Consider the following 15,187-nt stretch of genomic DNA (forward strand, 5'->3'; position numbering starts at 1 on the left):
CGCAACCCCGGAAGCGCCCCCACCAGGCCGTCGCCCGAATGCATGTATCGCTCTCTTGACTGGCGTCACCGAGGCGCCATACTGGCCTCACTCCCCGCTCGCCCGATGAGGTGCCCGCCCATGGAGCTCTCTCCCTCCGCGCACGTGGACACGTTCTGCCGAGACCACCTTCCGCCCTTCGACCAGTGGCCGGAACTCCTCTTCGAACTACCGGAGTTGGCCTACCCCGACCGCCTCAACTGCGCCGCCGCCCTGCTCGACGACACCATCGGCCTCCTCGGCCCCGACCGCCGCTGCCTGCTCACCCCGACCGAGCAGTGGTCCTACGGCGAACTGCGCGACCGCGCCGACCGGGTAGCCCGCCTGCTGACCGAGGACCTCGGCCTCGCCACCGGCAACCGGGTCCTGCTGCGCGGCCCCAACACCCCCTGGCTGGCCGCCTGTTGGCTCGGCGTGCTGAAGGCCGGCGGGGTGGTCGTCACCACCATGCCGCTGCTGCGCGCCGCCGAGCTGACCGAGCTGCACGGCATCGCCGGGCCCGTCCTCGCCCTGTGCGACCACCGGTTCCTGGACGAGCTGCACGCCGCGGCCACCCCCGGCCTGCGCATCCTCCGCTACGGCGGCGGCGGACCCGAGGACCTCACCACCCGCTGCGCCGCCAAACCCGCCGGCTTCACCGCCGTCCCGACCGCCGCCGACGACGTCGCGCTGATCGCCTTCACCTCCGGCACCACCGGCCGCCCCAAGGCCACCCTGCACTTCCACCGCGATGTGCTCGCCATCGCCGACACCTTCTCCCGCCACCTGCTGCGCCCCACCCCCGAGGACCTCTTCGCCGGCACCCCGCCGCTCGGCTTCACCTTCGGTCTCGGCGGCCTGCTGGTCTTCCCGCTGCGGGCGGGCGCCGCCAGCCTGCTGCTGGAGCAGGCCACCCCCGACCAGCTCGCCGAGCAGGTCCGCCGGCACCGGGTGAGCGTGCTGTTCACCGCGCCGACCGCCTACCGGGCGATCCTGGCCGCCGGGCTGGCCGACCGGCTGGCCGGGGTGCGGCGCTGCGTCTCGGCGGGCGAGCCGCTGCCCGCCGCCGTCTGGCAGGCCTTCCACGCGGCCACCGGGCAGCGGCTGATCGACGGCATCGGCGCCACCGAGCTGCTGCACGTGTTCGTCTCGGCCGCCGACGAGGAGATCCGCCCCGGCGCCACCGGCCGTCCGGTGCCCGGCTTCCGGGCCGCCGTCCTGGACCGGCAGGGCCGCCCGGTGCCGGACGGCGAGCCCGGTCTGCTCGCCGTCAAGGGCCCGACCGGCTGCCGCTACCTGGACGACGAGCGCCAGCTCGACTACGTCCGCGACGGCTGGAACCTGACCGGCGACACCTACGTCAGGGACCACGACGGCTACTTCTGGTACCGGGCCCGCAACGACGACATGATCGTCTCGGCCGGCTACAACATCGCCGGGCCCGAGGTGGAACAGGCCCTCGCCGCCCACCCCGACGTGGCCGACTGCGCGGTGGTCGGCGCGCCGGACGAGCGGCGCGGCGCGGTGGTCAAGGCGTACGTGGTGCTGCGCGCCGGCGTGCCGGCCGGGCCCGAGACGGTGCGTGCCGTCCAGGAGCACGTCAAGCGCACCATCGCTCCCTACAAGTACCCGCGGGCGGTGGAGTTCGTGCCCGAGCTGCCGCGCACCGCGACCGGCAAGCTGCACCGCGCCGAACTGCGCCGGCTGGCCGCGCTGACCCCGGCCAGCGTCACCGTCGAACGCCGGGTGGAGTGGTCCGACACCGACGCCGCCGGGCACTACCACTTCTCCGCCGTGCAGCGCTGGGCCGAGGCCGCGGAGGCGGCCCTGCTGCGCCGGCTCGGGCTGGCCGACCTGTTCGGGCGGATCCCCCGGGTGCACTTCGAGGCCGACTACCGCGAGCGGCTCTGGTTCGGCGACCTGGTCCGCACCGAGCTGCGGGTGGTCCGGGTCGGCGGCTCCTCGCTGCACTACGCCTTCGAGGTGCACGGCCCGCACGGCCTGGCCGCGAGCGGGCGGATGTCGGTGGTGCACGCCGCACCGCACGCCGCGGGCGCCGAGCCCTGGCCCGCACAGGTCCGCCGCACCCTGGCGGAGTCCGGGCCGCAGCGCCCCGAGGTGCTCGCATGAGTGCGGCGCCGCGCCTCACCGGCGGCACCGGCAGCGCACCGCGCCCCGCGCGGATCGCGGTGATCGGTGCCGGCCCCGGCGGGCTCTACTTCGCCGCCCTGGCCAAGCAGCTGGCGCCCGACCGGGAGCTCACCGTCTTCGAACGGGACGGCCGGGAGCACGAGTCCGGCTTCGGCGTGGTCTTCTCCGACGAGACCCTGGACGGCATCGCCAGGGCCGACCCGCGGGTCTTCGCCGCGATCAGCGCCGAGTTCGCCCGCTGGAGCGACATCGACGTCCGCTACGCGGGCGAGGTCCGCACCAGCGGCGGCCACGGCTTCGCCGCCCTGGACCGCAACCGGCTGCGCGCCATCCTGCAACGGCGCTGCGCCGAACTGGCGGTGGACGTGCGCTACCGCACCCCCGCCCCGCCCGTCGACCGGCTGGCCGCCGAGTACGACCTGGTGGTGGCCGCCGACGGCATCCACTCCGGCACCCGGGCCGCCCACCCGGAGAGCTTCCGCCCCGAGCTGGACGAGCGCCACTGCCGCTACATGTGGCTCGCCACCGACAAGGTCTTCGAGGCCTTCACCTTCATCGTCGAGCGGTACGACTTCGGCGTGCTCCAGGTGCACGCCTACCCGTACAGCGCCACCCGCTCGACCTTCATCGTCGAGGCGGCCGCGGACGCCTGGCGGCGTGCGGGCTTCGAGGCGCTCGCCGCACCGGAGTCGGCGCGCGGCGAGAGCGACCTGGCGAGCGTACGGCGCTGCGCGGAGCTGCTCGCCGGACACCTGGACGGCCACCGGCTGATCCCCGACGCCTCCCGGTGGATCCGCTTCACCACGGTCCGCAACGCGAGCTGGCGCCACCGCAACGTGGTCCTGCTCGGCGACGCCGCGCACTCCGCGCACTTCTCGATCGGCTCGGGCACCAAGCTCGCCCTGGAGGACGCCCTCGCCCTGGCCGCCGCCCTGGGCGAACAGCCCACCCTGGAGGGGGCGCTGGCCGCCTACGAGGCCGAGCGGCGCCCGGTGGTGGAGTCCACCCAGCGCGCCGCGCAGGCCAGCCTGGAGTGGTTCGAGACCATCGGCCGGCGCACCGGGCAGGGCGTCGACACGTTCGCCCTCAACCTGCTCACCCGCAGCCGGAGGGTCACCTACGGCAACCTCGGGGCCCGCGACCCGGCCTTCGTGGCGGCCGTGGACGCCACCGCCGGCGGCCCGCCCGGGGTGCCGCCGATGTTCCGGCCGCTCAAGCTGGCCGCGCTGGAGCTGCGCAACCGCGTCGTGGTGCCCCCGCTGGCCACCTTCACCTCCCCCGACGCGCTGCCCAGCGGCTTCGACCGGGCCCAGCTGACCGGGCACGCGCTCGGCGGCGCCGGACTGGTCCTCGCCGGGATGACCGCGGTCGGCCCCGAGGGCCGGGCCACCGACCACTGCCCCGGCCTGTGGTCCGACCGCCAGGAGGCGGCCTGGCGCGAACTCCGTGCCGCAGTGCGGGCGGTGAGCGACACCCCGGTCGGCATCCAGCTGACCCACGCCGGCCGCCGGGGCGCGACCACCGCCCCCGGGCCCGACGGCATCGGACGCCCGCTCGCCGACGGCTGGCCGCTGATCGCCCCCTCGGCCATCCCGTGGGATCCGGACAGCCCGGTGCCGCACGAGGCGAGCGAGATCCAACTGGCTGCCGTCACCGCGGACTTCGCCGCCGCCGCCGAGCGGGCCGGCCGGGCCGGCTTCGACGCGCTGGAGCTCCAGTTCGGGCACGGCCACCTGCTCTCCACCTTCCTCTCCCCGCTCACCAACCACCGCACCGACCACTACGGCGGCCCGCTCGCCCACCGGCTGCGGCTGCCACTGGAGGTGCTGACGGCGGTGCGCGCCGCCTGGCCGCCCGGGCGGCCGCTGCTGGTGCGCGTCTCGGCGAGCGACTGGGCGCCCGGCGGCACCACCGAGGACGAGGCCGTGGCGATCTGCCGCGCGCTCGCCGGAGCCGGGGCGGACGCGGTGGACGTCTCCACCGGCGAGGTGGTGGCACACCAGCGGCCGCCGTACGGGCGCGGCTACCAGACGCCCTTCGCCGAGCTGATCCGCACCGCCACCGGCCTGCCGACCGTCGCGGTCGGCGCGATCTCCGGCCACGACGACGCGAACTCCGTTCTGGCGGCCGGGCGGGCCGACCTGGTCGCGGTCGGCCGGGCCCAGCTGTACGACCCGCTCTGGACCCTGCACGCCGCCGCCGAGCAGGGCCACACCGGGCCCGGCGCCCGGTGGCCCGAACCCTGGCGGGCGGGCAGCCGCAGGCCGCCGGGCCCGAACGCCGACCGGGTCGCGCCGCGCCTGCACCTGCTGCGCGAGCCGCCCGCCCCCGTCCACCGCCGCTGGTCACCGCCGCTTACCGAGGAGTGACGAGAGCCATGCCCCACCTGCCCCGCTTCACCGCCGCCGCCGTCCAGGCCGCGCCGGTCTACCTGGACCCGGCCGCCACCGTCGACAAGGCCGTCGCGCTGATCCACGAGGCGGCCCGGCACGGCGCCGGGCTGGTGGTCTTCCCCGAGGTCTTCGTGCCCGGCTACCCGTACTGGAACTGGACCATGAACCCGGTGCAGGGCTCGCCCTGGTTCGAGCGCCTGTACCGCGCCGCCGTGGACGTCCCCGGCCCGTACGTCGACACCCTGCGCGCCGCCGCCCGGCAGGCCGGCGTGGTGCTGGTGATCGGGATCAACGAACGCGGCCGGACCGGCGTCGGACGGCTGTACAACACCCTGCTGATCATCGACGCCGACGGTGAACTGCTCAGTGTGCACCGCAAGTTGATGCCGACCTGGGCCGAGAAGCTGACCTGGGCACAGGGCGACGGCAGCACCCTCACGGTGCACCCCACCCCGGTCGGCCCGCTCGGCGCGCTGGCCTGCGGCGAGAACACCAACCCGCTGGCCCGCTTCACGCTGCTGGCCCAGGGCGAACTCGTCCACGCCGCCTGCTACATCGCGCTGCCGGTGGGCCCCGAGGACTACGACATGGCGGACTCCATCGCGCTGCGCACCGCCGCGCACTGCTTCGAGGGCAAGGTGTTCTCGGTCGTCTCCTGCTCCACGATCTCGCCCGAGATGGTGGACCTTATCGCCGGCGACGACCCCCAGGTCCGCAAGCAACTCTCCCGCCCGCACAGTGCGTTGTCCGGGATCTTCGGACCGGACGGCCGTACCGTCACCGAACCGCTGGTGGACGAGGAGGGCATCGTCTACGCCGAGATCGACCTCGGCCGCTGCATCCAGCCCAAGCAGATGCACGACATCGTCGGCCACTACAACCGCTTCGACGTCTTCCGGCTGCACGTGGACAACCGCCCGCTGCGGCCGCTGGAGTTCCCCGAGGAGGAGGCATGACCGGTTCCGACGCCACCCAGGACCACGGCGCCATCCAGGACCACGACGGCGCCACGAACCACGACGACGACCGGATCGGCCGGGCCCGGGTCACCGACAGCCCCGAACTGATCGCCTACTACCAGGAGTTGGCCGAACACGAGGCCGGCGCCCTGTGGACGGTGGCCAACGAGATCGAGCCCTGGTACCCCCAGCCGAAGTCCGTCCCGGTGCTCTGGCGCTACGCCGACCTCCGCCCGCTGGTGCGCAAGGCGCTGCCGCTGGTGAAGGCCGACGACGCCGGACGCCGGGTGGTGATGCTGGTGAACCCCGGCCGCCGCGAACTGAGCGCCGCCGTCGGCCTGCTGTACACCGGCCTGCAGATCATGGGCCCCGGCGAGGCGATGACCGCGCACCGCCACCAGGCCTCCGCCCTGCGCTTCGTCCACGAGGGCACCGGCGCCTGGACCGTCATCGACGGGCAGAAGCTCAAGGTCGGCCCGCGCGACTTCGCGATCACCCCCAACAACACCTGGCACGAGCACGGCAACGAGGCCGAGGACGCCCCGGTGATCTGGCAGGACGGCCTGGACATCCCGCTGGTCAACACCCTCGACGCCAACTTCTACGAGGTCCACCCCGAGCTGTACCAGCGGCCCGGACCGGTCACCGGTTCCTCGCTGCTCAGCTACGGCGGCAACCTGCTGCCCTACGGCGTCGAGACGTGGACCCGGCCCTACTCGCCGCTGCTCGGCTGGCCCTGGGATCCCAGCTACGAGGCGCTGTGCCGGCTCGCCCGGGCCGCCGAGGGATCCCCCTACGACGGCGTGATCATGGAGTACACCAACCCGGTCACCGGCGGCCCGGTGATGCCGACCATGTCCGCCCACCTGCAACTCCTGCGCCCCGGCCAGGCCACCCGCGCCCACCGGCACACCGGCTCGGTGGTGTACACCGCCGCCAAGGGGCGCGGCGCCTCGGTGATCGCCGGGCAGCGCTTCGAGTGGCAGCAGGGGGACGTCTTCGTCGTCCCGTCCTGGGCCTGGCACGAACACGCGAACCTCGACCAGGGCGAGGACGCCTGCCTGTTCTCCTTCGACGACTTCCCGGTGATGCACTCGCTCGGCCTGTACCGCGAGGAGTCCCACCCGGACGGGCACCAGCCCACCACCACCGCCTGACCAGGAGCCTCCCCGCCATGCACCTGCTGACCTACCGCGCCGACGACGGCACCGGCACCGCGGCCCCGCGCCTCGGCGCCAGGATCGACGGCGACCGGGTCGCCGACCTGACCGCCCTCGCCACCGCCGCGGGCACCCAACTGCCGCCGGACCTCCTCGGGTTGATCCGCGCCGGGGAGCCGGCCCTGGCCACCGCCCGCGAACTGCTCGCCGGCACCCCCGCCACCAGGCCGCTCGCCGAGGTGTCGCTCTGCGCGCCGCTGCGCCCCGGCAAGATCGTCGGCGTCGGCCTCAACTACGTGGAGCACGTGGCCGAGTCACACCGCACCCTGGACACCGAACGCGAACTTCCCGACCGCCCCGTGCTGTTCGGCAAGCCATCGACCGCCGTCACCGGACCGGGCGCGCCCGTCCTGCACAACGCCGACCTCACCGAGCAGCTCGACTGGGAGTGCGAACTCGCCGTGGTGATCGGCGCACCCGCCTTCCGGGTGGCCGAGGCCGACGCGCTGCGGCACGTGTTCGGCTACAGCATCGTCAACGACATCAGCGCCCGCGACCAGCGGCGTTCCGGGCAGTGGTTCTTCTCCAAGGGCCAGGACAGCTACGCGCCCTTCGGGCCGGTCGTGGTCACCGCCGACGAGATCCCCGACCCGCAGCGGCTCGACCTCTCGCTGAAGGTCAACGGCGAGACGCGGCAGGACTCCAACACCCGGCACATGCTGTTCGGCGTCGCCCGGCTGATCGCCGACATCTCCTCCGGGGTCACCCTGGAACCGGGCGACGTGATCTCCACCGGCTCCCCCTCGGGCGTCGGCGCCGGGATGGTGCCCCCGCAGTTCCTCCGGCCCGGCGACCTCGTCGAGGCCACCATCGAACGGATCGGCACGCTCGCCAACCCCGTGATCGACGCCCGCTGACCCGTCCAGGGCCTGCCCGGACCCGCCCGGCCCCGCCCGGCCCCGCCCGGCCCCGCCCGGGACAACGTCCGGGGCTCGTCCAGACCCCGTGAAAGGACCGTCCGTCCGATGACCACCTACCGGATCGGCCAGATCGTCCCGAGTTCCAACGTCACCATGGAGACCGAGGTCCCCGCCCTGCTGCGCGCCCGCGAGGCGGTCGCCCCCGAGCGGTTCACCTTCCACTCCAGCCGGATGCGGATGACCAGGGTCACCCCCGAGCAACTGCGCGCCATGGACGGCGAGTCCGACCGCTGCGCCGTCGAGCTCTCGGACGCCAGGATGGACGTGATCGGCTACGCCTGCCTGGTCGCCGTGATGGCCACGGGGCCCGGGTACCACCGCGAGGCCGAGCGGCGGCTGCACCTGCGCACCGTCGACAACGGCGCCCCCGCGCCCGTGGTCACCAGCGCCGGCGCCCTGGTCGCCGGGCTGCACGAACTCGGGGCCGGGAAGATCGCCATGGTCACCCCGTACCTGCGGCCGCTGGCCCGGACGGTGGTCGACTACCTCGCCGCCGAGGGCATCGAGGTGCTCGACCACGCCGCCCTGGAGATCGCCGACAACCTGGACGTGGCCGCCCACGACCCGGCCCGACTGCCCGCGATCGCCCGCGCCCTCGCCCACGCGGACGCGGACGCGGTGGTGCTCTCGGCCTGTGTGCAACTGCCCTCGCTGTCCGCCGTCGAGGAGGCCGAGCAGCAGCTGGGCAAACCGGTGGTCTCGACCGCCGTCTGCACCACCCACCAGCTCCTGCGGGCCCTCGGCCTGCCCGCCTTCGCGCCCGGGGCCGGGCACCTGCTCTCCGGCGCGTACGCGTAGGCCCGACCTCAGCCCGGGCCCGACCGCCATCCGGGCCCGACCGCCATCCGGGTCAGCCCGCCCGCAGCACCACCTACACGCGGCACCGGGGCCGCCGCTATGATCGCCAGCAACCTTCGGGGAGGAGGCTTCACGCGTGTCGGAGAGCACACCCCGGCCGAGTTCCCTGATCCACACCGTCTACGGCGAGTTCGTCCGTCGGCTCGGCGGCTGGATATCCATCGCCGACCTGATCGCCCTGCTGGCCGAACTGGACGTCGACGGCCAGGCCGTCCGCTCGGCGACGTCCCGGCTGAAGAAGGCCGGCACCCTGCTCCAGGAGCGCCGCGCGGGCACGGGCTACCGGCTGGCTCCCGCGATGGATCCGGTCTTCGAGGAGGGCGACCGGCGGATCTTCCACAGCCTGGAGCCCGCCCGGCTCGCCGACGGCTGGGTGGTGGCGGTCTTCTCGGTGCCCGAGTCCGCCCGCGCCCACCGCCACCAGCTGCGCTCCCGGCTGAGCTGGCTCGGCTTCGGCAACGCCGCCCCCGGGGTCTGGCTGGCACCCGCCCGGATGCTGCCGGACGCCCGCCGGACGCTGGACCGGCTCGGGCTGAGCGCCTACGTCCACCTGTTCCTCTCCGCCGAGTACGCCGGATTCGCCGATCTCCCCACCGCGGTGGCGGGTTGGTGGGACCTCCCCGCGATCGAGGCGCAGTACGCGGCCTTCGCCGACGCCTGGCGCCCGGCCGCCGAGGAGCTGCGCGGCGGCTCCCCGGTCGACCCGGCCGAGGCCTTCCGCGACTACGTGCCGATGCTCACCCGGTGGCGCCGGCTGCCGTACCTGGACCCGGGGCTGCCCGCACCACTGCTGCCCGCCGACTGGAACGCGGTGCCGGCCCGCGCGGTGTTCACCGAGTTGCACGCACTGCTCGCCGAGCCCAGCCTGCGGTACGTCGAGAAGGTCACCGGGCTCTCCCGCATCCTGGAGCCGCGATGACCGACCCCGCCCCCGCCGACCTGCTGATCCGCGCCGCCGCCGTGCACACCCTGGTGCCCGGCGAGCCGCCCCGCCGGGCGGTGGCCGTCACCGGCGGCCGGATCGCCGCCCTCGCCGCCGCACCCGACGGGCTGGACGCCCTGATCGGCCCCGCCACCGAGGTGGTGGACGCCCCGGACTCGACGATGCTGCCCGCCTTCGACGACACCCACACCCACCTGGTCCTGGCCGGGCACAGCGTCCACGGCGTGCCCGTCCACCGGGCCCGCGACCTGCCCGGGTTCCTCGGCCTGATCCGCGAGCGCGCCGCCCGCACCCCCGCCGGGCAGTGGATCCACACCACGGTCAACTGGCAGGAGGTGCTGCTGACCGAGCAACGGATGCCCACGACAGGGGAGTTGGACGACGCGACGGCCGAGCACCCGGTGCTGGTGCGCCGCGGCGCGTACAACATGGTGCTCAACTCGGCCGCGCTGCGGCTGGCCGGGATCACCGCGGCCACCGAGGCGCCGCCCGGCGGCGTGATCGAACGCGACGGGCACGGGCGGCTCACCGGCCGGCTGGTCAACCGGGCGGTGGAGCTGGTCGAGCGGGTGCTGCCGCGCCCGACCCTCGCCGAGCGGATCGAGGGCCTGCGCGCCGCCTCCGCCGGCTACGCCGCGACCGGGATCGGCACCGTCCGCGACTGCCTGGTCCCGGTCGAGGACCTCGACGTGCTGGACGCCGCCCGGGCCGGGGGCGCCCTCGCCGTCCGGGTCAGGGCCCTGGTCTCCGGTTTCGCCGCCCGCACCCCCGAGCAGGTGGACGCCCTGCTCGACCGGATGGACGACTGGCGCGCCGACGGCCGGGACGACGACCGACTGCGGCTCTGGGGCGTCAAGTTCGGCATCGACGGCGGCTTCGAGGCGGGCGCGGTGGAGGAGCCGTACCAGGGGCAGCCGTGCTACCACGGCCGGCTGCTCTGGGAGCCGGCCGAGCTGCTCGCGGCGGTGGACCGGGTGGTGGAACGCGGCTGGCGGGTCGGTGTGCACGCCTGGGGCGACCGGGGCCTGCGGGTGCTGCTGGACGTCTTCGAGCAGGTGCTGGAGCGCCGCCCCGGCCTGCCGCCCGGCACGCTGGTGGTCGAGCACGGCGGCCTGGCCCGCCCGGAGCAGCGGGCCAGGGCGGTCGCCCTCGGCATCCCGGTGACGGTGCAGCACCCGCTGCTGCACGACGGCGCGCTGACCCAGCAGCGGGCCTGGGGCGAGGAGCGCACCGCCGCGCTCTTCCCGCTGCGCGAGTGGCTGGACGAGGGCGCGCTGATCACCGGCGGCTCGGACTTCCCGGTCGGCCCGTACGGCGCGATGGTGTCGGTGTGGGGCATGACCACCCGGGGCACCACGGCCGGGGTGGTCGGGCCCGAGCACGCGATCGGCCGGGCCGAGGCGATCGCGCTGCACACCGTGAACGCGGCCCGGCTGACCGGCGAGAGCGCCGTGCGCGGCAGCCTGCGGCCGGGATCGTTCGCCGATCTCACGGTGTGGCCGCGCGATCCGCTGGACTGCCCGGTGGACGCGCTGCGCGAGCTGCTGCCCACCCGAACGGTGGTCGACGGCCGTACCACCCACCTGAGTTGACGAGTCGTCAGGCAGCTGCGAGTTCCCGCAGGTCGATGCCGCGGTGCAGCGCCCACAGGTCCTGGTGCAGCGTGGACGGCGGGACGGCGAGCACCCCGCAGCGGGCCCGGTGCAGGCAGTGCCGGGTGACCGAGCGGCGCAGCAGCCGGCGCAGCGCGGACCGGAGGCCGCCCTGCTCGCCGGTGCCGACCACCAGCAGGTCGCCGGGGCGGTCGGCGAGCCCGGGCAGCACCTTGGCCGCCTCCCCGCGCAGGACCAGCGGCCGCACCGGCACGCCGATCGGCAGGCCGCCGAAGGCCTCGTCCAGCGCACGCTCCATCCGCGCCTCGGCGAGATATCCATACTCTGGGGGCCGACTGGAACTCGGCAGCCCCGAAGCCGTCCATCGCCATACCCGCAGCCCATGCTTTCGATTCGAGCATATGTTCGAACAAGGGCGTACGCTTGACCCCATGCACGGCACCGTCCACCTCCAGCCCTCGCTGTTCGACGACGCCGACCGCAGCGGCATCCGCCTCGGCCCGCTCGACGGCCTGCGGCGGCAGCAGCTCGGCGACGGCGCCTGGCTGGACCTGCTCCCCGGCTGGCTGCACGGGGCGGACGAGCTGTTCGAACAGCTGGCCGGCACCGTGCCCTGGCGGGCCGAGCGCCGCGAGATGTACGAGCGCACGGTGGACGTCCCGCGCCTGCTGGCCTCCTACCCGGCGCGGGCCGAGCCGCCGCACCCGGTGCTCGGCCGGGCCAGGGCGGCGCTGAGCCGGCACTACGCGCAGGAACTGGGCGAGCCGTTCCGCACCCTCGGCCTCTGCTACTACCGGGACGGCCGGGACAGCGTGGCCTGGCACGGCGACCGGATCGGGCGCGGCGCCCGCGAGGACACCATGGTGGCGATCCTCTCCGTCGGCGAGCCGCGCACCCTGGCGCTGCGGCCCCGGTCCGGCGGCACGGCGGTCGTCCGCCATCCGCTCGGCCACGGCGACCTGGTGGTGATGGGCGGCTCCTGCCAGCGCACCTGGGAGCACGCGATCCCCAAGACGGCCCGCCCGGTGGGCCCGCGGATCAGCGTCCAGTTCCGGCCGCACGGCGTGTCCTGACCCCCCGCTTGCCGCGCACCCGCCGGACGCGGAGGCTGGCAGACGGGGCCGGTGGCAACCGGGCACCGGACGGCGGCCGCCGGGCACCCGGCCCGCCAGGAGGGACGCATGCCGAAGCCGGGCACCTACCACGTCGGCGTCCCGTGCTGGGTCGTGCTCACCACGCCGGACCCCGCCCGGGCGCAGCGCTTCTACGGCGCGCTGTTCGACTGGGAGTTCGTCCCGACCGGCCCCGCCGGGACGGTCGCCACCCGGTACGGCGTCCAGGTCGCGGCCGTCGAACCGGCCCGGCCGGTCGAACCGTCCGGCCCGTCCGCCGTGTCCGCCCGGTCCGGCCCGTCCGCCGTCTGGACCACCTTCCTCGCCTGCCCCGACCCGCCGCGCACCGTCGCCACCGTCCGGGCCGCCGGCGGCCGGTCCCTCCGCGAGCCGTACGAGGTGCCGGAACTGGGCCGCGCCGCGCTCGCGGTCGACCCGCTCGGCGCCCGCTTCGGGCTCTGGCAGGCGGGCACCGTCGACGGCGCCGGACTGGTCGACGAGCCGGGCGCGCTCGCCTGGAACGAGCACCTCTCCCCCGACCCCGGGGCCGCCCGCGCCTTCTACCGCAGGGTCTTCGGCTACACCTACGACCGGCCCCGGGCCGGCCACGCCCTCGCCAGGGTCGCCGGCCTGCCCGCGTGCAGCATCGGCCCGGGCGGCCCCGGCGACGGCGCCCGCTGGCTGGCCCACTTCGCGACCGAGGACACCGACCGGACGGCGGCCCGGCTGCGCGCCCTCGGCGGCAGGGTGCTCGGCGGGCCCGTGCCGACGCCGTTCGGCCGTACCGCGCTGGTCAGGGACGACGCCGGCGCGGAGTTCGTGCTGGTCGCCGTCCCGGCCCGCGGTTCCGCGGCGGCGGCCTGAGCCGCGACGGCCGAAGGCCCTGAGCCGGTGGGCCGGTGAGCCGGTAGCCCGCCGGGCCCCGGACGACTGCGGGAGTCCCCGGCCGGCCGCGGGACTCCCGAGTACTCCTGACCGTCCGAGGTCAGTCCTTCACCGCGCCGGCCAGCCCGGAGACCAGCTTGCGCTGCACCGCGATGAAGAAGATCAGCACCGGCACGGTCATCAGCGTGGACGCCGCCATGATGCCGCCCCAGTCGTTCTCGTCCGGCTTGAAGAACACCAGCAGCGCCGAGGGCAGCGTCTGGTTGTCGGTGGCGCTGATGATGAAGGTCTTGGCGAAGACGAAGTCGTTCCACGCCGCGATGAAGGAGAACACGCTGGTCGCCGCGAGGCCGGGCGCCACCAGCGGCAGCAGGATCCGCCACAGGATGCGGGTCCGGCTGGCCCCGTCGATCTGCGCCGCCTCCTCGATCGAGACCGGGACGGCCGCGACGAAGCCGCGCATCATCCAGATCCCGAACGGCAGCGAGAACGCCAGCTGCACCAGGATCAGCGAGGCCAGGGTGTTCAGTCCGATCCCCGGGGCGACCTGCCCGGCGTCGCGGAACATGAAGAACAGCGGGATGGTCAGCGCCTCGACCGGGATCATCTGGGCGATCAGGAACATCACCATGATGGTGGTGCGGAACCTGAACCTGAACCTGGTCACGGCCACCGCCGCCAGGAAGACCACGATCGCCGACAGAACCACCACCGACAGCGCGATCACCAGGCTGTTCACGAAGTACCGGCCGAAGCCGTCCACGCTGAGCACCTGGCGGAAGCTCTCCAGCGTGGGGTGGGCGGTCCACGGCTTCGGGTCGAGCGACTGGATCTCGCCCTTGGGCTTGAAGGCCGAGAGCACCATCCAGAAGATCGGGAAGGCCGTGACCACGGCCAGCACGATCGCGCTGGTGTTGGCGGCCAGGCGCCACCGGCCGCGGGTGTTCCGGGCCGCCCTCACGGGGGCCGGGGGGTTCGCCGTGCTCACAGTTCGTTCCCCGTCCGTCGCAGGGTGCGGATGTACAGGACCGTCGGGATCACCAGGATCAGCAGCATGATCACACCGATCGCCGCGCCCAGCCCGTACTGCGAGGAGGCGAACGCCTTCTGGTACGCGTACACGTTGAGCACGAGGTTCTGGCCGGCGATGCCGCCGCCCTCGGTCATCACGTAGATCTGGGTGAAGACCTTGAAGTCCCAGATCACCGACTGGATCACCACGATGGTCAGGATCGGGCGCAGCATCGGCGCGGTGATCCGGCGGAAGGTGGTCCAGGTGTTGGCGCCGTCCAGGGCGGCGGCCTCCATGATCTCCTCCGGGATGGCCCGGATGCCCGCGTAGAGGGTGACCATCACGAACGGGAAGGAGTGCCACACGACCACGGCGCCGACGATCAGGAACGCCGTCCACTTGTCGTAGAACCAGTTGAACTCGTGGAAGCCGGAGAGCCCGAGCCCCTCCAGGGTGTGGTTGACCAGACCCAGGTTGGTGTCGAACAGGAAGCTCCACACCGTGGAACCGGTCATCGCGGGCGCCGCCCAGGCCGCCATCGCGGCGGTGGTCAGCACCAGCCGCGGCCACCGGCCGACCTTGGTGAGCAGCACCGCGAGGGTGGCGCCGACCGCCAGGGTGGCCACCACGCAGAACGCGGCGAAGCCGATGGTCTGGAACAGGACCGTCCAGAACTGCCGGTCCTCCAGGATCTTCGTGTAGTTGCCGAAGCCGACGAAGGAGGTCGGGACGCCGCCCGAGGCCTGGGCCTGTCCGAAGTCCAGGACGGACAGCAGGCCGAGCTGGTAGACCGGGTAGGCGACCAGCGGGATCAGGATGACCGCGGCCGGCAGGAGCAGCAGCAGCGGGGGCCGGCGGCGCCGGCCGCCCGGGGGTGCGGCCGGCGCCCTTCCCCCACGGCGCCTGTGCGGGGAAGGCGGCGCCGGGGCGGTCGAGGTGGATACGGACACGTGCGGGACCTGTTCTCTGAGACGAGCCGGGAGTGGGACCGCCCGTACGCGGCCGGTGGCCGGCGGGTGCGGTGCCGGCGGCGGCGGCGCGGCCCTTGCGCGGAGCCTCGGGGCGCAGGGCGCGGCGCGGAAGGTCTCGGCGCCGAGGGCCCT

The 15,187-nt window shown here is 74.4% G+C and carries 12 protein-coding genes and 2 pseudogenes; 11 read left to right on the top strand and 3 right to left on the bottom strand.

What is annotated here, in order from left to right:
• Positions 1-120: 120 nt before the first annotated feature.
• The 9 genes and pseudogenes from ACIQOW_RS17980 to ACIQOW_RS18020 all read left to right on the top strand — a co-directional run.
• A pseudogene (locus tag ACIQOW_RS17980) lies at positions 121-1,725 on the top strand (AMP-binding protein); the annotation flags it as partial.
• Between the two features lie 99 nt (positions 1,726-1,824).
• Positions 1,825-2,148 (top strand): annotated as a pseudogene (locus tag ACIQOW_RS17985) (acyl-CoA thioesterase); the annotation flags it as partial.
• Entirely contained in the window at positions 2,145-4,538 is a 2,394-nt protein-coding gene (locus ACIQOW_RS17990; RefSeq protein ID WP_401085707.1) for an FAD-dependent monooxygenase, read from the top strand. The pseudogene ACIQOW_RS17985 and the gene ACIQOW_RS17990, both read left to right, overlap by 4 nt.
• Before the next feature lie 8 nt (positions 4,539-4,546).
• Positions 4,547-5,518: a carbon-nitrogen hydrolase family protein gene (locus ACIQOW_RS17995; RefSeq protein WP_401085710.1), complete on the top strand. Its 972-nt coding sequence runs from the start codon at positions 4,547-4,549 to the stop codon at positions 5,516-5,518.
• A complete protein-coding gene (locus tag ACIQOW_RS18000; protein WP_401085712.1) occupies positions 5,515-6,678 on the top strand; it encodes a cupin domain-containing protein in 1,164 nt (387 codons plus the stop codon). The genes ACIQOW_RS17995 and ACIQOW_RS18000 overlap by 4 nt, the downstream gene beginning before the upstream one ends.
• 17 nt (positions 6,679-6,695) lie before the next feature.
• A complete protein-coding gene (locus tag ACIQOW_RS18005; RefSeq protein WP_401085715.1) occupies positions 6,696-7,598 on the top strand; it encodes a fumarylacetoacetate hydrolase family protein in 903 nt (300 codons plus the stop codon).
• A gap of 108 nt (positions 7,599-7,706) precedes the next feature.
• A complete protein-coding gene (locus ACIQOW_RS18010) occupies positions 7,707-8,459 on the top strand; it encodes an Asp/Glu racemase (RefSeq protein ID WP_401085719.1) in 753 nt (250 codons plus the stop codon).
• 136 nt (positions 8,460-8,595) lie between these two features.
• A complete protein-coding gene (locus ACIQOW_RS18015) occupies positions 8,596-9,438 on the top strand; it encodes a PaaX family transcriptional regulator C-terminal domain-containing protein (protein WP_401085722.1) in 843 nt (280 codons plus the stop codon).
• The gene (locus tag ACIQOW_RS18020) at positions 9,435-11,054 is read left to right on the top strand and encodes an amidohydrolase (protein ID WP_401085725.1); all 1,620 of its coding nucleotides are present in this window, start codon (positions 9,435-9,437) and stop codon (positions 11,052-11,054) included. The genes ACIQOW_RS18015 and ACIQOW_RS18020 overlap by 4 nt, the downstream gene beginning before the upstream one ends.
• Before the next feature lie 7 nt (positions 11,055-11,061).
• On the opposite strand, the gene ACIQOW_RS18025 is transcribed toward ACIQOW_RS18020, so the two are convergent.
• Positions 11,062-11,565, bottom strand: a complete 504-nt coding sequence (locus ACIQOW_RS18025) for a universal stress protein (RefSeq protein ID WP_401085727.1) — start codon at positions 11,563-11,565, stop codon at positions 11,062-11,064.
• Between ACIQOW_RS18025 and ACIQOW_RS18030 the strand changes: the two genes are divergently transcribed.
• Positions 11,507-12,148 (top strand): alpha-ketoglutarate-dependent dioxygenase AlkB, encoded by a 642-nt coding sequence (locus ACIQOW_RS18030; RefSeq protein ID WP_401085730.1) that lies wholly within the window; start codon positions 11,507-11,509, stop codon positions 12,146-12,148. The genes ACIQOW_RS18025 and ACIQOW_RS18030 overlap by 59 nt on opposite strands.
• 108 nt (positions 12,149-12,256) lie before the next feature.
• On the top strand, positions 12,257-13,051 hold the full coding sequence (locus ACIQOW_RS18035; protein WP_401085733.1) for a VOC family protein: 795 nt from the start codon (positions 12,257-12,259) through the stop codon (positions 13,049-13,051).
• Positions 13,052-13,172: 121 nt separating this feature from the next.
• Here ACIQOW_RS18035 and ACIQOW_RS18040 read toward each other — a convergent pair whose 3' ends face one another.
• Together ACIQOW_RS18040 and ACIQOW_RS18045 are read right to left on the bottom strand one after the other, a co-directional pair.
• Positions 13,173-14,060 (bottom strand): carbohydrate ABC transporter permease, encoded by an 888-nt coding sequence (locus ACIQOW_RS18040; RefSeq protein WP_401085736.1) that lies wholly within the window; start codon positions 14,058-14,060, stop codon positions 13,173-13,175.
• Positions 14,057-15,034 carry a carbohydrate ABC transporter permease gene (locus ACIQOW_RS18045; RefSeq protein WP_188301084.1) on the bottom strand — a complete coding sequence of 326 codons (978 nt, stop codon included), beginning with the start codon at positions 15,032-15,034 and terminating at the stop codon, positions 14,057-14,059. Before ACIQOW_RS18045 ends, ACIQOW_RS18040 begins: the two co-directional genes overlap by 4 nt.
• Positions 15,035-15,187 lie beyond the last annotated feature (153 nt).

Source organism: Kitasatospora sp. NPDC091335 (assembly GCF_044757205.1).
Classification (GTDB): domain Bacteria; phylum Actinomycetota; class Actinomycetes; order Streptomycetales; family Streptomycetaceae; genus Kitasatospora.